Below are 17,954 nucleotides of genomic sequence, written 5' to 3'. Positions count from 1 at the left end.
GGCGGCAGGTAGACGACGTCGAACCCCATCCCCGCGATCGCCGGGAGACGCCGGGCGGCCGTGCGGAACGTACCGTGGGGGCGGTCCTCCGTCCCCTCCGAGCGGGGGAAGAACTCGTACCACGACCCGTACAGCGCCCGCTCCCGCTCCACCAGCAGGGGATACGGGGGCGTGCGGGTGAGCAGTTCGCGCAGCGGGTACCGGGCGAGGACCGCGTCCACCTCCGGGGTGAGCGCCGCCGCCAGGCGGGTCGCCACCGGCAGGGAGTCGTCGCGCAGGGTCCGTACGGCGGCCAGGACCACCTCGCGCGCGGCGGCCTCGGGCACCTCGGCGGCGACCCGTTCGTACAGGTCGGCGCCTTCCTCCAGCACCAGCCGGGTGTCGATCCCGGCCGGCACCTTGACGCCCGCGACGTGCCGCCAGGTGGTGAGCGGGTCGCTCCACGCCTCCACGGTGTACGTCCAGCGGCCCTCGGCCGTCGGAGTGACCTCCGCGCCCCAGCGGTCGCTGCCCGGGGCGAGTTCCCGCATCGGCGTCCACGGGCCGGGCCGGCCCGCGGGATCGCGCAGGACCACATTGGCGCCGACCGCGTCATGGCCCTCGCGGAACACGGTGGCGGTGACCTGGAACGTCTCGCCCGTGACCGCCTTCGCCGGGCGCCTGCCGCACTCGACCGCCGGATGGACGTCCCGCACCGGGATGCGCCCGATGGCCACCGTCGTGTTCATGGGTCTCACCTCCGCCGTACTCGGAGCCGGGCCGTGCGGCCCGGCTCGTGATCCTGCGCCGAAAGGGTGGTTTACCGGGCCACCCGGGAACGGGGTCCCGAGGGCGGTCCGCGCCGGGCGGGGCCGTTCCTGCGGGGCCGGTCGTTCTGTTCCTGCAAATAGGTGGTCAGCGTGGTGCGCAGAAACCGTTCGGCCGCGTCCGCGGCCTCCCGAGCACACCGCTTCCCCATGAGCACACACAGGGTGTAACCCGAGTCCTCGAAGGTCGCCCGCACCGCGCGGTCGGTCGGGGAGGCGAGCATCACTCGCTCCCACGCCCGGTACCGCCGCAACTGCCGGGCGACTTCGGCTCTGGCGGGTAGCAGCATGGCGCCGTTCACCTTCCGGGGCACTCGAGGCACGTTCCCGACGGTCGGGCCGGTGGCCGTGCACGACAGCGGGCACGGAATCTCCGTTACGGCGATCGAGGCCTTCACTCATGGTGCACGCACGGCGACCCAGCGTCTTGTTAGAGCTTCAACCACCTCTCGTGTCCCGCTCGTGTTGCACGAATGGGCTAGCAGTCCCACTGTTGAGGTGACTCAGAAGCGAGCGGTGTTCACGCTTCGTGTCCGAGGAGGGGGATTCGGCCCGCTAGGGCGAGGAAGAAAGCGAGATCCTCGCCGGTGAGGAGCCAACACGATGAAGACCGCAGTGCCCTGCTACTACCACCTCGACGTGGAAGTCAGTCCGGAACGCGTGGGACAGGTCAGCCGCATCCTGGCCGCTCATCTCAGGTACTGGGACCTCGAGAACCTGGTCGACACCGTCTGCCGCAGCACCGAGCTGCTGCTGAAGGCCATCGACGAACACGCCACGGACAAGAACACGTCGATCGAGATGTGGTGGAACGGCCAGCACCTGATCACCGCCGTCGGCGACCACGACCGCAACCTCCGCCCGGACCAGGACCTGCGCGCCTGCCTGGAACACATCGCCGCCATCAGCGACGGCTGGGGCTGCTGCGCCACCGACACCGGCTCCAAGGTGATCTGGTTCTCCCAGCGCGCCCGCGCCGGCCGCAGCGCCCCGCTGGTCCCGACGGCCCCCGCCCCGCGACTGCGCGAGGGTCTCCAGGTGCCGCGCGCCCTGCCGGTCACCGTCCTGGCCGCACCGGCGGACTCCGCCGACAGCCCTCTGGAGGACGCACGGTGACGCGTACCACGCACCGGAACGCCGGGGTGCCCGTGTGGAGCGGGCACCCCTACCCGCTGGGTGCCTCCTACGACGGCCAGGGCACCAACTTCGCGCTCTTCAGCGAGGTCGCCGAACGCGTCGAACTCGTCCTCGTCGACGACGACGGACGGCACCGCACGGTGCCGGTGCACGAGGTCGACGGCTTCGTCTGGCACTGCTACCTGCCCGGCGTCGGACCGGGCCAGCGCTACGGCTACCGGGTGCACGGACCCTGGCACCCGGCCGTCGGCCAGCGCTGCAACCCCGCGAAGCTGCTGCTCGACCCGTACGCCACCGCCGTCGACGGGCAGATCGACAACCATCCCTCGCTGTACGAGCGGTCACCCGCCGGGCCCGACCCGTCGGACAGCGCCGGGCACACCATGCTCGGCGTGGTCACCGACCCGTACTTCGACTGGGGCGGCGACCGCCCGCCGCGGCGCCCGTACGCGGACACCGTGATCTACGAGGCCCACGTCAAGGGCATGACCCGTACCCATCCGGACGTGCCGCCCGAGTTGCGCGGCACCTACGCCGGACTCGCCCACCCCGCGGTCGTCGACCATCTGACCTCGCTGGGCGTCACCGCCGTCGAGCTGATGCCCGTGCACCAGTTCGTGCACGACGGGGTGCTCCAGGACCGCGGTCTGTCCAACTACTGGGGCTACAACACCATCGGCTTCTTCGCCCCGCACAACGGCTACGCCGCCGACGCCACCGGCGGCCGGCAGGTCGCCGAGTTCAAGGCGATGGTCAAGGCGCTGCACGAGGCCGGCCTGGAAGTGATCCTCGACGTGGTCTACAACCACACCGCCGAGGGCAACGAGAAGGGCCCCACGCTGTCCTTCCGGGGCATCGACAACTCGTCGTACTACCGCCTGGTCGACGGTGACTGGCGGCACTACTACGACACCACCGGCACCGGCAACAGCCTGCTGATGCGGCACCCGTACGTGCTCCAGCTGATCATGGACTCGCTGCGGTACTGGGTCACCGAGATGCACGTCGACGGCTTCCGCTTCGACCTCGCGGCGACCCTGGCCCGCCAGTTCCACGAGGTGGACCGGCTGTCGGCGTTCTTCGACCTGATCCAGCAGGACCCGGTGATCAGCAGGGTCAAGCTGATCGCGGAGCCCTGGGACGTCGGTGAGGGCGGCTACCAGGTGGGCAACTTCCCGCCGCTGTGGTCGGAGTGGAACGGCATGTACCGCGACACGGTCCGCGACTTCTGGCGCGGCGAGGAGTACACGCTCGGCGAGTTCGCCTCCCGGCTGACCGGGTCGTCCGACCTCTACCAGCACAGCCGCCGCCGGCCGCGCGCCAGCGTCAACTTCGTCACCGCCCACGACGGGTTCACCCTGCGCGACCTGGTCTCGTACAACGACAAGCACAACGAGGCCAACGGCGAGGGCAACCGGGACGGCGAGAGCAACAACCGCTCCTGGAACTGCGGCGCCGAGGGCGACACCGACGACCCGGCGGTGCTGGAGCTGCGCGCCCGCCAGCAGCGCAACTTCCTCGCCACGCTGATGCTGTCGCAGGGCATCCCGATGCTGTGCCACGGCGACGAGCTGGGCCGCACCCAGCGCGGCAACAACAACGCGTACTGCCAGGACAACGAGGTCTCCTGGATCGACTGGCGGCTCGACGGGGACCAGCGCGGGCTGCTGGAGTTCACCCGGTACGTGATCGGGCTGCGCGCGGCGCACCCGGTGCTGCGGCGCCGGCGGTTCTTCCGCGGCGAGACGGCCGTGCACGCCGGCCAGCCGCTGCCCGACCTCGTCTGGCTGCTGCCCAACGCCTGCGAGATGACCGACCAGGACTGGCAGCGCTCCGACGCGCACTGCGTCGGCGTCTTCCTCAACGGCGACGCCATCGCCGAACCCGACTCCCAGGGCCGTCCGGTCGTCGACGACTCCTTCCTGCTGCTGCTGAACAGCTACTGGGAGCCCGTCGACTTCCGCCTCCCGGACGCCGCCTACGGGGAGCGCTGGACGACCGTCCTGGACACGGCCGACCCGGACGCCCCGGACGAGACCGAGCACAAGGCTGGCAGCGTCGTCGCGGTGGAGAGCCGCAGCCTGGTCCTGCTGTCCCGGCCGCCGCGGGGCACGAGGAGCGGCAGCTGAGCCGGACGGCGCACCCGGACGGCGCAAAGGTGAGCGGGCGGCCCCGACGGCCGCCCGCTCACCGCGCCGCACCTCGTCCGCTCCCCTGCGGCTCCCGTCGTTCCTACCGCTCCCGCCGGGACGTCACCGTGAACTGCGCGCCGTCGGGGTCGCGCAGCACCGCCTCGTCGGAGCTCTCGCGCAGCACGCTGCCGCCGTGCAGCTCCGCGGCGCGCGCGCAGGCGGCCACGTCGGGCACGGAGAAGTGCACCTGCCAGTGCGGCCGGATGGTGGGGTCGGGCGCCGCCTCGACGGCACCGGACTCGATCCGGGCCACGATGTCGCCCCGGCTGCGCAGCACGACCTCCTCGCCCTCGTACTCCACCTCGCAGCAGCCCGGCCGTGCCGAGGCCCAGTCCAGGACCTCGCCGTAGAAGATCGCGGCGTCGAAGGCGTCGCGGGTGTGCAGCCGGACGAACGCGGGGGCCGCCCGGCGCCAGGTCTCCCAGTCGGAGAAGAGCGCGCCCTCCCAGATGCCGAAGGTCGCTCCGTCCCGGTCGGCCAGCAGCGCCCCGCGCCCGGGCGGGAAGGAGATCGGGCCGACCGCGACGGTGCCGCCGCGTTCCTGCACCCGGCTCGCCACCTCGTCCGCGCTGCGCACCGCGAAGTACGGCGTCCAGGCGACCGCCGCGTGCCACACGCCGGCCAGCCCGGCGACCCCGGCCACCGGCGCTCCGTTCGCGAGGGCGATCCGGAAGCGGTCGCCGAGCTTGACCGATCGCCACTGCCACCCCAGCACGGCCGAGTAGAACGACTCCGTGGTGGCCAGGTCCCGGCTGGTCAGGCTCACCCAGCAGGGCGCACCGAAGACGGAGTCGGTCGAGACGACCTCCCTCGGACGGGCGGAGGGTGTGGGGTGCTGTGTCATGGCAGTCGTTCCCTGGGTTCGTGGGGCCGGCGGCCACCGGTTGCACACCAGTGTCCAACCGGAACCGCCCTCGGCGCCTGCCGAGTACCCCGGTGGCACCACAGACGCGTGGTGGCACGATGGACGGGTGGCACACACACCGAGCGAGCCGGCCGACGAGACGGACCGGATCTTGGCACTCCAGCGAGAAGTGGCCCAGCTCAAGGAGGCCGTCTCCTCCCACGCCGTCGTGGACCAGGCGATCGGGATGATGGTGGCGCTGGGCCGGGTCACGCCCGAGCAGGGCTGGACGGTGCTGAAGGAGGTCTCCCAGCACACGAACATCAAGCTGCGCAATGTCGCCGAGCTGATCCTCATCTGGGGCCGCCACGGGCAGATGCCCCCGGAGATCCGCGCCGAGCTGGAGGACGCCCTCGACCGCCACGGCCCGACCCAGATCCCGGGAGCACCGCCCGAGGACGGCCAGACCGCCCTCGGAGACGCCTAGGGGAAGTACAGGGGCTGCTCCGGACGACACCGCCTAGCGTGCCTCGGTGAGCAGCTCCTCCCGCAGCCGGGCGAAGCAGGCGCTCAGCAGACGTGAGACGTGCATCTGCGAGATGCCCAGCTGGTCGGCGATGGTGCTCTGCGTCATGCCGCAGAAGAAGCGCAGGTAGAGGATGGTGCGCTCGCGCTCGGGCAGGGCCTCCAGACAGGGCCGGACGGCCACCCGGTCGACCACGACGTCGAAGCGCGGGTCGGGGCCGCCTATCGCGTCCCCGAGGGCGTAGCCGTCGGTGCCGGGCATCTCGGCCTCCAGGGAGAGCGCCGTGAAGCACTCCAGGGCCTCCATGCCGGTGGCCACCTCGGCCTCGCTCAGCTGGGCGTGCTCGGCGATCTCGGCGACCGTCGGCGCCCTGCCCGGCGTGGTCTGGGCCAGCTCCTTGGCGGCCCGCCGCACCCGGTTGCGCAGATCCTGGACGCGCCGGGGCACGTGCAGGGTCCACATGTGGTCCCGGAAGTGCCGCTTGATCTCACCGGTCACGGTGGGCACGGCGTACGCCTCGAAGGCGCGGCCGCGCGACGGATCGTAGTGATCGACGGCCTTGACCAGGCCGAGGGCCGCGACCTGGTACAGATCCTCCAGGGCCTCGCCGCGGCCGCGGAAGCGGACGGCGATCCGCTCGGCCATCGGCAGCCACAGGCGGACCAGCTCGTCCCTGAGCGCCCTGCGCTCGGGGCTGCCCTCGGGGAGCTTCTGGAGTCGTTCGAACGCTTCCGTGGTGTCCGGAGCGTCGTCGTGCGGGTGCTGCTTCGTTCTGCCGGCCGTACGCATGGTGCGCGTGCCTCCCTCAGGGGGTGCCGGATGGACGGACACCGTGGGAGGCGCGGTTCGGGCACTGGCATGCGGGACGCCGGGGTCCCCTGCGCACGGGCTCCCACGGACGTGCCTCCTGTCCGAAGCACTTCCCAGGAGATTCCCGGCGCAAATCGGGACGAAACGCCTTTCATGAATATTCCGGCCTTTTCGTAGGGAACGACAGGGCGCCGGCGATCACCGGCCCGCGCGGCGGGGGAGCACGGGCCCGGCGCCCGGAACGTGATGTACGGCACGCCCGCGCACCCGCCCCGGCCGGGCCGCGGCGGATTCGTCCTGCCCACGGCTTGATCACCGATCGGGGCCCGGAAAACCGGGGCAACAGCCCATTCCGCTCATTTGACAGTGCGCTCAGCCCACGGATAGGAAGCAGCTTCAGAGGTCGAGAGGTGCAGTGTGTACGAGCCGAACGTGGTCGGGGACTGGCAGGACTGCGAGGAGCACGCCGGTCTGCGTCTGCGCGTCCACCGACTGGAGCTTGCCGAGCCGCCGCGCGGCCGGGACGACGCCGCGGACGGACTGACGTACTTCCGCCTCCGCGTCACCGTCGAGAACCGCGGCACCGAGCGGTTCGGCGTCCACCTGGAGGACGGCCAGATCGACGTGCGGATCGGCCCCGACGGGGAGAGCGCGTTCATGGACTGGCGCAACTCCCAGTTCATCGAGGGCTACGACGTCTACCCGCTGCGCCGGGTCACCGCCGTGGTGTACGCCGCCGGACCGGAGGCCGCGCTCGGCCAGGTGGACGTGCAGATCCAGCTGCGGGTGGACGACGAGTGGGCCGACCGCAGGATGTGGTCCGGCGGCATCGGCCTGCCCGAGGGGACGGCCTGCGCGCACTCCGTCGCGGGCCGCGACAGCCTCGCCCACCAGGTGAGCACCTTCCTGCGCGACCAGGCGGAGGAAGGCACCGCCTGACCCCCGGCAGGCAAGCACCGCCCGACCACCGCGTCAGTGCGGGATGCCGTCGATGATCTCCCGGGCGCCCTGCCGCAGCAGCGCCACCGCGACCGAGGTGCCGAGGGTGGCCGCGTCCAGCCGGCCGGCCCACTCGTGGGCGTTGAGGCGGGTCTTGCCGTCCGGGGTGAACACGCAGGCGCGCAGGGACAGTTCGCCGCCGCGGTCCACCCGCGCGTAACCGGCGATCGGGCTGTTGCAGTGGCCCTGGAGCACATGCAGGAACATCCGCTCGGCGGTCGCCTCGCGATGGGTGTCCGGATCGCCGAGGGCGCTGACCGCGTCGATGAGGGCGGTGTCGTCCTCCCGGCACTGCAGGGCGAGGATGCCCGCGCCGATGGGCGGCATCATCGTCTCCGGCGACAGCACCTCGCTGATCACGTCCCGGCGGCCGATCCGCTCCAGGCCGGACACCGCGAGCAGCAGGGCGTCCGCCTCGCCCGCCGCCAGCTTCTCCAGCCGCCGGTTGGCGTTGCCGCGCAGCGGCACGCACGCCAGGTGCGGGTGACCGGCGGCGAGTTGGGCGATCCTGCGCACCGACGAGGTGCCGATCCGCGTTCCGGGCGGCAGCTGGTCCAGGGTGCGTCCGCCCGGGTGCACCAGCGCGTCGCGGATGTCGTCGCGCCGGAGGAACGCGGCGAACACCGTGCCCGCCGGCAGCGGCCGGTCGGCGGGCACGTCCTTGACGCAGTGCACCGCGAGATCGGCCGTGCCCGCCAGCAGCGCGGCGTCGACCTCCTTGGTGAAGGCCCCCTTCCCCTCGACGAGGGAGAGGTCCCCCAGCCACTTGTCGCCGGTGGTCTTCACGGGCACGACCTCGGTGCGCACACCGGGATACCGGGCGGACAGCTCCGCGCGGACCCGCTCCACCTGGGCCAGGGCCATGGGCGAGTCGCGCGAGACGATACGGATCAGTTCCGGAACGGACATGCCGGACACGATAGCCCCAACGGCGGGCCGGCCCCCTGGGGTCCGGCTCGAATCCCCCGGCGGGGAACGTCAGTTCGCGACCGGAAGGGTGAAGCGCACCTTCTCCTGGGCGTGGCCGCGGGCGCCCAGCCGGCCGTAGAAGCGGATCGCGCCCTCGTTCCAGGCGGGAGTCTGCCACCGCACCTCGGCCAGGCCCAGGGCGCGGGCCTCCGCGAGCACCGCGTCCATGAGCCGCGCGCCCAGTCCCCGGCCCCGGTGGTCCGGGTCGAGGAACAGGCAGTCCATGTGCAGGAACTCGCAGCCGTCCCAGGTGGACACTTCGGGGGCGCAGGTGGCGTAGCCGACGACCTCGCCGCCGGGTGCCTCGGCGACCAGGCAGCGCAGCCGCGGCGCGGAGCGGGCGAACAGCAGGGTGTCGAGGCGTTCGGCGAGGCCCGGTGCGGGCGGCGCGGCCCGTTCGTACGCGGTGTGCAGCCGGGCCAGTTCGGCGACCCGGGGCAGGTCGGCGGGGCGGGCGGGCCGCACCACGGGCGCGCCGCTCACCGCACCGTCCCCTCGACGGTGTCCGCGCTCCAGGCGGTGAGCCGGTCCGGCAACGGCCCCGTGCCGTCCAGGACATGCCGGGAGAAGGCCGCCCGCTCGTGCGCCAGCAGTGCCGCCTCCCACACACAGGGCGCGAGCCCGGCGCGCCCCGGCCGCAGCCGCGCGGGATCGCCGGCCGGGCCGGTGAACACCGCGAGGTCCGCCATGTGCCCCTCGATCCAGGTGTGGAGGACCACGTAGTCGCCGTCGCCGCCCGCGTGCAGGATCAGTACGGACAGGCCCAGGGAGCCGCGCTGCCCGCCGAGTGCCAGATGGCCCTCGGCGATCCGCAGGGCGGCCTCGACGTCCCGTGCGGTGACCGTGCGTCCGGGGGCCTGGAGGGCGTACGTCTTCACCAGGTGCCCGGCGGCCTCCCGGGTGCCGGCCGGGCGTGCGGTGCGGGCGTGATGGCCGTCGGCCAGGGCGAGCAGGGCGTCGGCGGCGAGCGCCGGCGGCAGCGTGTCGTCATGATCCATCCGGCCATCATCGGCCGAACGGCCCTCATCCGGCCAGGGGTTCGCTCAGTTCCACCGCGCGCAGGGCGGCCGCAAGGGCCTGCTCGTCGCCGATGTCGAGGGCGGTGTCGGTGAACTTGATGACGTGCTCGTCACCGTGGGCGAGGGCGCGTTCGACGACCTCCTCGGCGGTCAGCGCGGCGGGCGGCGCGTAGTCGGCCGGCTCGTCGGGGGCGTACATGGCGGTGATGGCCGCCGAGGCCGTCCACGCGGCGTGCAGGCTGGGCGCCCACAGCTCGCGGGGCAGCACGTGCAGCGTGCGCAGCACGGCGTTCGGGGCGGTCGCCGCGTGCACGAGCATCGTCTCGTCGCCGTGGCCGTGGGTGGCGTACCGGTGGGTGGCGGCCCGGACGAGTTCGGCGAGCCCGGCCCGCGCGGTGTCCGGGTCGGTCACGTCGTCCGCCCACACGGGCAGGTCGCGCACGGCGGCGAGCCGCGTGAGATAGCCGCCTACGGCCGCCTCGACCGGGGGCACCGCGTCCCGACTCAGGGCGGCGCTGGGCGCGCCGGGCAGCGCCCTGATGCCGGCCACGGGCAGGTGCCGGGCCGCCCAGTACCCGAGGGCGTGGGCGAGTTCGGTGCGCCGCGGCTCGTTCTCCTGGCCTTCCAGGGCGCGTACGGCGTGGCCGACCCGGATGACCGGGTGGGTGGCCGCGGCGTACAGGCCGGGCAGCAGGCGCGGCCACCACTCGGCGAGCACGGCACGCCACGGGCGGTCGGCGACGGCCCGAGTGAAGTGGTCGACCCAGTCGGCGGCCCGCCGCGGATCGCCCAGCGCCTCACGCCAGTTGGCGTCGGTGACGGGCTCGACGCGGGAGGGGAACTCCTCCAGCCGGTCGCTGTACAGGTCCAGCCACCGGTGCACGGCCCCGGCCTGTCCGTGCGCGGCCAGCGACTCGGCCACCATGGGCGCGTGGTTGCTGAGCCAGCCCCGGAACTCCGGACCGTAGGCGTGGAGCCGTTCGAATGCCTCGTCGAGCCGTCCGCTCGTGTCGTTCGTCGTCATGTCCGGGACGCTACGGCCCGGCGGGGCCACCGGGATCGGCCAGGGGGCCGAACCCGCGCGGGGCGCGGGTCCCACGCCCCGGGCCGACCCCGGCCGCCCGTCCGCGGTGTCACCGTACGGGGCACGCGTACGGTGTCACGCGTACGGGTCGAAGGCGATCCCCGACGGCTTCGCCGACGCGAGGTGGCTCGCGAAACTCGCGTCCTTCAAACCGAAGTGGGCGCTGCCGAAGTCGTAGGCGCTCAGCTTCTCGCGGACACCGGCCGGGTAGCCGTTCCAGCCGACCAGCGGCGGATACTGCCAGGTGCCCTTGTGGTTCTCCGGCGGCTCGTCGCCCGCGCTCGCCAGGCGGAAGCAGTGGGTGCCGATGCCGTCCTTGTGGTAGACGACCTTGGCGTGGGTGCCGTCGAAGCGCACCTGGGAGGCGGCGGTGACGGTGAACGAGCCGTGGTTGGACGTCGAGACGTACCGCACCTGGCCGCTCTGCACCCACACCACGACGTGCTCCCAGTCGTGCCGGTGCCCGCCCAGGCTGGTGCCGGGCAGGGCCTGGTCCTTCTCGAAGTACAGGCCGTACAGGTAGCCGCACCAGCCGTTGTTGCACTTGTAGCGGGAGTAGCTGTTGGTGTTGTCCAGGTCGAAGGCGTCCCGGCAGTTGCCGTTCAGGGCGCCGGTCGGGGCGAGGCCGCCGTTGACCGTGCCGTCGGCGCTGACCGCGGGGGTGGGGTAGCAGCCGTCGGTGTCGTAGTCGAACGCGGGCTGGTAGGCGCGTTCGGCGGCCTCCGCGTTGGCGGGCAGCGCCGGCGGCGGGGCGGCCAGGGCAGTGCTGGGGAAGGCGATGACCAGGGCGAAGGCTCCGGCGATTCCGGTGAGCCATCTGCGGCGGTGCGATACGGACTTCGGCGACGACACTGCGTCCTCCTCGGCGATGCGGGCGCAGCCCAACGGCTGTGGGGGGAAAGGCAGTTCAGGATGCCCACAAACTCCGGCCGTGCCAAGGGATCACGAGTGACCCGGCGGTGAAGCCCAGCTCAACAGCCGGTTCGGGCCGGGCGTCACAGGTCCGCGCCGGGCAGATCGGCCGAGGACTCCTCGGGGGTGAGGTCCGGCCGCAGCCGCAGCCAGGACGGCTGGCGCAGCAGTCCCGCCCGGGTACGGGTGCTGTAGCGGACCTCGCCGACCAGCCGGGGCAGCACCCAGTGCGCGCCCGGCGCCGCCGGCCGCGGCTGGAACGGACAGACGTCGGTCGCCAAGCCGGCCAGCAGGGCCGCCAGTTCGGCCCGCTCGGCCTCGCTCCAGCCGGTGCCGACACTGCCCACGTAGCGGAGCCGTCCGCCCGCGCGCTGACCCACCAGCACCGCGCCCGGCAGCCCGGTCAGCCGGCCCTTGCCGGGCAGCCAGCCGCCCACGACGACGTCCACCGCCCGCATGTTGCGGATCTTGATCCAGGCACGGGAGCGCACCCCCGGCTCGTACACCGAGTCCAGACGCTTGCACACCAGCCCCTCCAGGCCGTGCTCGCGCGTCGCCCGCAGCGCCTCCTCGCCGTGCCCGACCAGCGCTCCCGGCGTCGACCAGAACGGCCCCTCCAGACCCAGCTCCAGCAGCCGGGCGCGCCGCTCGGTGTACGGCAGCCCGGTCAGCGAGCGGCCCGCCAGGTGCATCACGTCGAACAGCACCAGATGCACCGGCACCCGCGCCGCCCGGTGCGCGGCCCGCGCGGGCGCGTGGGCGAGGCCCATCCGGGACTGGAGCAGCTGGAAGTCGGCGCGTCCCTCCTCGTCCAGCGCCAGCACCTCGCCGTCCAGGACGGCGGGAGTCCGGCCGAGGGCGCCGCCCAGCGGCAGCAGCTCCGGGTAGGCGGCGGTGATCTCGTCCCCCGACCGGGCACGCAGCACGAGGCCGCCGTCCCCGGTGGCATACACCACCACCCGCTGGCCGTCCTGCTTGGTCTCGTACGCCCAGCGCGCGTCCTGCGCGGCGGGCGGGAGGGTGCCGGGGGTGGCGAGCATGGGGGCGATCAGCGGCAGGGTCACGGCCCTAGATGTCGACGCGGCGGGCGGCCGTCACGCGTGTCGCGGGGCGGTTTCGCCTGAACGGCGCCGGAGGTGCGGCCGGGGGCCCGCGTTCGTTGCGGGGTGCCGGCCAGGGTGCGCGGCCGGGCGCGGCCGGGGTCCGTCCTGGGGGTGCCGTCGGGCGGGTGTCTGTCGCGGGGACCGGACGGCGGGTGGCGGTACGGCGGTGGTGCGGGCAGCGGGTGGCGTCGGCACGGTGGCGACACGGCGGCAGTACGACGGCAGGACGACGGTGGATGCGTGGTGCTCCGCGGCGGGTGGCGGTCGTGCCGCGGCGGACCCGTCACGCCAGGCGCCGGGGCTGCGACGCGAAGCTGCGACGCGAAGGTGCGACGCCAAGGTGTGATGCGAAGGTGCGACGCCCTGGTGGTGCGGCCCCGGCGCGGTGCCGGCCCGGCGGGCGGTGCGGGAGCGGCGCCCCGGCGCCCGGCCTCGGTGCCAGGGGGCGCCCACGTCCGCGTTACCGTCGGGTAGCATCCGGCGGCAGCCCCCACCGAGGAGGAACCGTGTCACGGTCCGCACGCTCGCCCCTGCTGCTCGCCGGTCTGCTGGCCGCCGCGGGCGCCGCGCACTTCGCCGTACCCCGTCAGTTCGACGCGGTCGTCCCCCGCGCCCTGCCGGGCGAGCCGCGGACCTGGACCCGGGTGAGCGGAGCCGCCGAACTCGCGCTCGCGGCGGGACTGGCCCTGCCGAGGACCCGCAAGACCGCCGCGCTGGCCACCGCCGCCTTCTTCGTCGGCGTCTTCCCCGCCAACGTCAAGATGGCCGTCGACTGGCGCCACCGCCCCGCCCCGCTCCGGGCCGCCGCCTACGGGCGGCTGCCGCTGCGACTGCCGCTCGTGCTGTGGGCCCGGAGCGTGGCGAAGAACGCGGAGGGACGGTCGTGAACGCACCCGTGAACGTGGGCGACGAGGCAGCGGACTTCGCGCTGCCCGACGAGACCGGAGTCACCCGCACCCTGTCCGGACTCCTCGCCGAGGGCCCGGTGGTGCTGTTCTTCTACCCCGCCGCCCTCACCCCCGGCTGCACCGCCGAGGCCTGCCACTTCCGGGACCTGGCCGCCGAGTTCGCCGCCGTCGGCGCCCGCCCGGTCGGCATCAGCGGCGACAGCGTCGAACGGCAGCAGGAGTTCGCCGGCCGGCACTCCCTCGGGATGCCGCTGCTGTCCGACGCGGACGGCACGGTCCGCGAACGGTACGGCGTCCGACGCGGGTTCACCCTCGCGCCCACCAAGCGCGTCACCTTCGTCATCGCGCCGGACCGCACGGTCCTGGAGGTCGTCCGCAGCCAACTGCGCATGAACACCCACGCCGACCGCGCCCTCGCCGCCCTGCGCGCCCACCGGGGATGACCCACGCGAAGAAACGGCCCTGATCCGGCGCGCCCCCGCGACAGCACCGCCGCCCCGTGCGGCCGCAGGGGTGGCGCTGGTCGTACGGTGGCCGTACCGGGCACTGGCGACCGGTGCCGGCGCGCCGCGCTCCACGGCCCTCACCCCGGGCCGCACAGTGCCGGCGTCGCCGTGCATCTCGCTCTCGCCGACGTATGCGGCGACGAACTGGACCTGGGCACACGGGTCAACGCCAGTCACTGGTCCAGTGGACGACAGCCCACCACGAGCGGCAGCCGGAGCGTGCCCGGCAGCAGCCGTTGCCCGCGGGTGCGCGAAGGCTCCCGTCCGGCCACAGCCGCGAGTGTGGTTCAGGTCAGAGGGATCGTCACCTCGTCCTCCACCGGAGGGTCGAGCTCCTGGGCGAGGTGGCCTGTTGCGGCGTGGCAGCGGATGCGGAGGGTCTGCGGGGTGACGTCGATGCGGAGGAAGGACTTGAAGAAGGGCGGGGCGTGGGTGGCGCAGCTGGGGGAGAGGAGGCCGGTGTAGAGCTTGCGCAGGGGGAGGCGGAGGCGGGGGGTGCGGCGCGGGCGGCGACCGGTGCCGAGGAGGGTGGCGACCAGGCGGGTGCGGCGGGTGACGAGGGCGGGGGTCTCGGCGGGGCGGGCGGGCCGGTCCTTCAGGCGTTCGGCGACGACGGCCGCGGCCTGCGCCTCGGTGAGGGCGAAGAAGCGCCGCAGCCGGGTGCGGCGGGCGTAGATCCGGCTGTAGAAGGCCAGGGAGTCGCCGCGCAGCGGGTAGCAGCGGAAGTCGTCCTCCGTGACGCCGGGCAGGTCGACCGGGGGGATGGTGTGGGTGGCGTGGGTGAACGCTCCGCCACCGCCCGCGACGATGTACTGGATGGTGCGGTCGCCGTCCACCCGTATCGGATAGCGCTGGTAGTTGTGGATGTCGCCGCCGATCGCCGCGACATAGCGGTGCGCGGGGTCGCGGACGATGTCGTCGACCGTGCCGCCGCCCTCGATGGGGGTCGGGCGGGGCGCGCCGTCGGCGTACAGCGGCCGCCCGGTGACGAGGATCTTCGGGCGCGGGTCGCGGGAGACCTCGCGCAGCCAGGCGGCCTGCTCGGCGTCGACGGTGCCGAGCAGCCCGGTGTCGATGCCCACGATGCGGATCGGCCCGGCGTCGATCGCCCAGTACGGGCCCGGCTGGACGGAGAACTGGGCGGGCGCGGAGCGCAGCTTGCGGGCCTGGGCGAAGCCCGCCTCGTCGACCGGGCTCGGCCGGTGCCACAGCAGTTCGCGCAGCCAGGCCCGGGTCAGCCGGCGCGGCCGGGCCTCCGGCGGCAGCGGCGGCGCGTCGTCGCAGAAGACGCGCATGAAGCCGCGCAGGTCCTCGTACCAGTCGTGGTTGCCGGGCACGGCGTAGATCGGCGCCGGGTAGTCCTGGTACGGGCGGAAGAACTTGTCGCCGTAGTCGTCCGTGGCGCCCACGGGATAGATGACATCACTCGCGATGATCATGAACTGGGTGTCCTGGCCGACCCGCAACAGGCCCGGCACCACCGCGTACTGCGGCTCGCCCCCCTCACCCGTGTCCCCGGCCACCAGGAACGCGAAGCGGTCCGGGTCCGGTCGGCGGATCACCTTGTCCGCGGGCGCCCCGACCGCCGCCTGCTGGGCCACCCAGCGGCCGCGCGTACGGCCCGTGGGGTCCCCGAAGAGGGCCGCCAGGATGCCGTTGCGGGCGAGCCACAGCGTCCTGGGGTCGAGCCACGACAGCTTCCGGCCCGGGGCGGCCGGGACCAGCTGCCGGTAGGCGCCGGGTTCGGGCGCGCCCCAGCCGGCGCCCTCGGCGGTATCACGTGAGGAGTCAGACACCCGTGCATCGTAATGATGATCGAAAGCGGCGCGAGGCGGAACCCGGATGATCACCGGTTCCATCTCGCGCCGCTCGGTGCCGAGTTGATCAGTTGAACGGATCCAGCGTCAGGTACGCCTGCTGCGGAGCCCCGTCGTGGACCAGCGACTCGTGGTGCCCGACGTCGTCGAAGGCGAACGCGTAGGCCTTCCCGTCGGCCATCCGCTCATGGATGATCCGCGCGTAGTGGTTGGTCACCGCGTCCTGGTAGAACGACGCCGACGAGGTGTCCGGCTGGTTCGGGTTGGTCAGCAGCGTCGAGCGGTTGAACCCCGCGCACAGCGTGCGGGAGATCGGCCCGCGCACCTCGTCGTTGGGCGCGTCCAGCAGCTTGTGGCAGCCGAAGACACTGTCGGCGTCCGGCTTCTGGAAGCTGGTCACGACCGCTCCCGAGCTGTTGGTGAAGCGCAGCACGCCGTCCGACACCCGGCCCTGGTACTTCGTTCCCGGACGGTCCGCGAACGGGGTGACGGTCAGGGTCGTCGTGGCGTACTTCTGCCACACGCGGTTGATGTAGTCGTCCATCACGGACGGCGAGATGCGCCCGGTGCCGACCCCGTACGCGGGGGACAGCGCCCGCAGCACGGTCCCGTCCGACCGCGTCTGCACCAGCCCGCCCCAGCCCGGCTGGGCGCGCAGCGCCGACAACACCCCGTTGTAGCCACCCGGCTTGAGCCGCCCGGTGGTCGCCGTGGTGCCGTCACCCCGCTGCATGCCGACCGCGTACGGCGCGGAGAACATGTCGACCTGGGTGCTGTTGAGCCACAGGCCCGAGTCGTTCAGCGTGTACTCGGACCAGTTGAAGAGGATGTCGTGATTGGGGTCGCTCGGGTTCTGCACGGCCGGCTGCACCAGACCGCCCGTGGCGAGCCGGAAGTCGAGCTTGCGGCCGTAGGAGAAGTAGATCCGCCCGGACAGCTTGGGGATCCGGATCGTCTTGGTCTGACCGGCGGCGGGTCCCGGGATCGACGCGTCCGGGGCCGGGACGGGGGGCACTCCGCCGGCCGGCCAGGGGTGGAACGTGCCGGTGGCGTCGGCCCAGCCCTGCTGACCGGTCGTCAGCGAGGTGCCGAGGACGTAGACGTGGACCTGGTCGCCGCGTCCGGAGTTGTTGGTGATTTGCAGCGGGATGGTGGCGGGCACCGCGGCCTCGGCGGACCGTGGCGTGCCGAACGTGAGCAGGGTGCCGAGCAGAGCCGCGGCGACGGCGGCGACCGGTAAACGGTGCCGTCTGAGGGATGTGAACATGCCTCGCCTCCGTGCGGGGAGCGCTGTGGGGGGATGGCCGGACGCGTGGGGATTGGTCCGGACCAGCTCGTGAGAGCGCTCTCAGATTGGCGTGATGCTGCGCTCATGTCAATCCGTGCGGCGGAGGCGAGCGAGCTCGCGGGCGAGGTCAGGGGACGAATCGGGTGAGGTGTGGGCGAGGGCGGGGGCCGAAAAGCGGTGCCGCTGGGCCGGGCCGCCGTCCCTGGGGTGGGTTGCGGCATGGCTTGGCCGGGCCGCCGTCCCGGAGTGCAGAGCGGCATCGCCGGGCCGGGCCGCCGTCCCGCGCGGGGACGAGGGGGGTGTCGGCGGTGCCGCTCTGGACCGGAAATGCGTCGCCCCGGCCGCCCGGGGGCTACTCGAAGCGGCTCACGTCGCCCGCTCCGCGTCGTACGATCTCCACGTCGCCGCCCGAGAAGTCGATGACCGTCGTCGGCTCGGTGCCGCACTCCCCGGAGTCGAGCACCGCGTCCAGCACGTGGTCCAGGCGGTCCTTGATCTCCCAGCCCTGGGTCATCGGCTCGTCCTCGTCGGGCAGCAGCAGGGTGCTGGACAGCAGCGGTTCGCCGAGTTCGGCGAGGAGCGATTGGGTGACGACGTGGTCGGGGATGCGCACCCCGACGGTCTTCTTCTTCGGGTGCATCAGGGCGCGCGGCACCTCCTTGGTCGCCGGGAGGATGAAGGTGTAGCTGCCCGGTGTGGACCCCTTGACCGCCCGGAAGACGTCGTTGTCCACCCGCACGAACTGGCCGAGCTGCGCGAAGTCCTGGCAGACCAGGGTGAAGTGGTGCCGGTCGTCCAGCCGGCGGATGGAGCGGATCCGGTCCATCCCGTCCTTGCTGCCGACCCGGCAGCCGAGTGCGTAGCAGGAGTCCGTCGGATACGCGATGAGGGCACCCGAACGCACCGCGTCGGCGATCTGCGCGATGGTGCGCGGCTGGGGGTTGTCGGGGTGCACGTCGTAGTACTTCGCCATCCGCCGAGCTTATGCCGTACGGCCCCGGTGAGTCGCTCGGCCTTACGCCGGGGCGCCGCTT

19 protein-coding genes and 1 pseudogene are annotated in these 17,954 nt (G+C 73.1%); 7 read left to right on the top strand and 13 right to left on the bottom strand.

Translation table 11 applies throughout. The annotated features are described in order from the left end of the window. Both G7Z13_RS01755 and G7Z13_RS01750 read right to left on the bottom strand, forming a co-directional pair. The coding region (locus tag G7Z13_RS01755; protein WP_166004525.1) for a maltotransferase domain-containing protein at positions 1-728 on the bottom strand (728 nt) is incomplete at its 3' end. Between the two features lie 71 nt (positions 729-799). Further along, positions 800-1,096: a DUF5133 domain-containing protein gene (locus tag G7Z13_RS01750; protein ID WP_165995345.1), complete on the bottom strand. Its 297-nt coding sequence runs from the start codon at positions 1,094-1,096 to the stop codon at positions 800-802. A gap of 313 nt (positions 1,097-1,409) precedes the next feature. Between G7Z13_RS01750 and G7Z13_RS01745 the strand changes: the two genes are divergently transcribed. Both G7Z13_RS01745 and glgX read left to right on the top strand, forming a co-directional pair. Continuing rightward, positions 1,410-1,922 (top strand): pep a2, encoded by a 513-nt coding sequence (locus G7Z13_RS01745; RefSeq protein WP_165995343.1) that lies wholly within the window; start codon positions 1,410-1,412, stop codon positions 1,920-1,922. After that, positions 1,919-4,072: a glycogen debranching protein GlgX gene (gene glgX, locus G7Z13_RS01740; RefSeq protein WP_206312976.1), complete on the top strand. Its 2,154-nt coding sequence runs from the start codon at positions 1,919-1,921 to the stop codon at positions 4,070-4,072. Before G7Z13_RS01745 ends, glgX begins: the two co-directional genes overlap by 4 nt. Positions 4,073-4,175: 103 nt before the next feature. Here the strand turns inward: glgX and G7Z13_RS01735 are convergent, their stop codons facing one another. Next, a complete protein-coding gene (locus G7Z13_RS01735) occupies positions 4,176-4,979 on the bottom strand; it encodes a VOC family protein (RefSeq protein ID WP_165995341.1) in 804 nt (267 codons plus the stop codon). Positions 4,980-5,106: 127 nt separating this feature from the next. On the opposite strand from G7Z13_RS01735, the gene G7Z13_RS01730 reads away from it, so the two are divergent. Beyond that, entirely contained in the window at positions 5,107-5,466 is a 360-nt protein-coding gene (locus G7Z13_RS01730; RefSeq protein WP_240926082.1) for an ANTAR domain-containing protein, read from the top strand. A 33-nt stretch (positions 5,467-5,499) separates the two neighbouring features. Here G7Z13_RS01730 and G7Z13_RS01725 read toward each other — a convergent pair whose 3' ends face one another. Further along, positions 5,500-6,294 carry a SigB/SigF/SigG family RNA polymerase sigma factor gene (locus G7Z13_RS01725; protein WP_165995338.1) on the bottom strand — a complete coding sequence of 265 codons (795 nt, stop codon included), beginning with the start codon at positions 6,292-6,294 and terminating at the stop codon, positions 5,500-5,502. 438 nt (positions 6,295-6,732) lie between these two features. Between G7Z13_RS01725 and G7Z13_RS01720 the strand changes: the two genes are divergently transcribed. Beyond that, on the top strand, positions 6,733-7,254 hold the full coding sequence (locus G7Z13_RS01720) for a hypothetical protein (protein WP_165995336.1): 522 nt from the start codon (positions 6,733-6,735) through the stop codon (positions 7,252-7,254). Positions 7,255-7,287: 33 nt separating this feature from the next. On the opposite strand, the gene hemC is transcribed toward G7Z13_RS01720, so the two are convergent. The 6 genes from hemC to G7Z13_RS01690 form a co-directional block, all read right to left on the bottom strand. Next, positions 7,288-8,223, bottom strand: coding sequence for a hydroxymethylbilane synthase (hemC, locus tag G7Z13_RS01715; protein ID WP_165995335.1), 936 nt, complete (start codon positions 8,221-8,223; stop codon positions 7,288-7,290). 69 nt (positions 8,224-8,292) lie between these two features. Next, positions 8,293-8,766, bottom strand: a complete 474-nt coding sequence (locus G7Z13_RS01710) for a GNAT family N-acetyltransferase (RefSeq protein WP_165995333.1) — start codon at positions 8,764-8,766, stop codon at positions 8,293-8,295. Next, the gene (locus G7Z13_RS01705) at positions 8,763-9,281 is read right to left on the bottom strand and encodes a hypothetical protein (RefSeq protein WP_165995331.1); all 519 of its coding nucleotides are present in this window, start codon (positions 9,279-9,281) and stop codon (positions 8,763-8,765) included. The genes G7Z13_RS01710 and G7Z13_RS01705 overlap by 4 nt, the downstream gene beginning before the upstream one ends. A 25-nt stretch (positions 9,282-9,306) precedes the next feature. Then, positions 9,307-10,326: a questin oxidase family protein gene (locus G7Z13_RS01700; protein ID WP_165995330.1), complete on the bottom strand. Its 1,020-nt coding sequence runs from the start codon at positions 10,324-10,326 to the stop codon at positions 9,307-9,309. 135 nt (positions 10,327-10,461) lie between these two features. After that, positions 10,462-11,238, bottom strand: a complete 777-nt coding sequence (locus G7Z13_RS01695) for an NPP1 family protein (protein ID WP_165995329.1) — start codon at positions 11,236-11,238, stop codon at positions 10,462-10,464. A 143-nt stretch (positions 11,239-11,381) separates the two neighbouring features. Continuing rightward, entirely contained in the window at positions 11,382-12,362 is a 981-nt protein-coding gene (locus tag G7Z13_RS01690; protein WP_165995327.1) for an RNA ligase family protein, read from the bottom strand. Positions 12,363-12,907: 545 nt separating this feature from the next. On the opposite strand from G7Z13_RS01690, the gene G7Z13_RS01685 reads away from it, so the two are divergent. From G7Z13_RS01685 to G7Z13_RS33470, 3 genes and pseudogenes are all read left to right on the top strand, one after another. After that, a complete protein-coding gene (locus G7Z13_RS01685) occupies positions 12,908-13,288 on the top strand; it encodes a DoxX family protein (protein WP_165995325.1) in 381 nt (126 codons plus the stop codon). Further along, a complete protein-coding gene (locus tag G7Z13_RS01680) occupies positions 13,285-13,752 on the top strand; it encodes a peroxiredoxin (protein WP_165995323.1) in 468 nt (155 codons plus the stop codon). The genes G7Z13_RS01685 and G7Z13_RS01680 overlap by 4 nt, the downstream gene beginning before the upstream one ends. Positions 13,753-13,902: 150 nt before the next feature. Beyond that, positions 13,903-13,989, top strand: a pseudogene (locus G7Z13_RS33470) (dipeptidase); the annotation flags it as partial. Positions 13,990-14,102: 113 nt separating this feature from the next. Here G7Z13_RS33470 and G7Z13_RS01670 read toward each other — a convergent pair. The 3 genes from G7Z13_RS01670 to G7Z13_RS01660 all read right to left on the bottom strand — a co-directional run bounded on the left by G7Z13_RS01670 (position 14,103) and on the right by G7Z13_RS01660 (position 17,893). Further along, a complete protein-coding gene (locus G7Z13_RS01670; RefSeq protein WP_206312974.1) occupies positions 14,103-15,611 on the bottom strand; it encodes a metallophosphoesterase in 1,509 nt (502 codons plus the stop codon). Between the two features lie 88 nt (positions 15,612-15,699). Further along, on the bottom strand, positions 15,700-16,899 hold the full coding sequence (locus tag G7Z13_RS01665; protein WP_165995320.1) for a glycoside hydrolase family 64 protein: 1,200 nt from the start codon (positions 16,897-16,899) through the stop codon (positions 15,700-15,702). A gap of 373 nt (positions 16,900-17,272) precedes the next feature. Then, entirely contained in the window at positions 17,273-17,893 is a 621-nt protein-coding gene (locus tag G7Z13_RS01660) for an L-threonylcarbamoyladenylate synthase (protein ID WP_165995318.1), read from the bottom strand. Positions 17,894-17,954: the final 61 nt, after the last annotated feature.

The organism is Streptomyces sp. JB150 (assembly GCF_011193355.1).
GTDB lineage: Bacteria > Actinomycetota > Actinomycetes > Streptomycetales > Streptomycetaceae > Streptomyces.
Note: the sequence above shows the minus strand (reverse complement) of the source record. Positions and strands in the feature narration are given on the sequence as shown.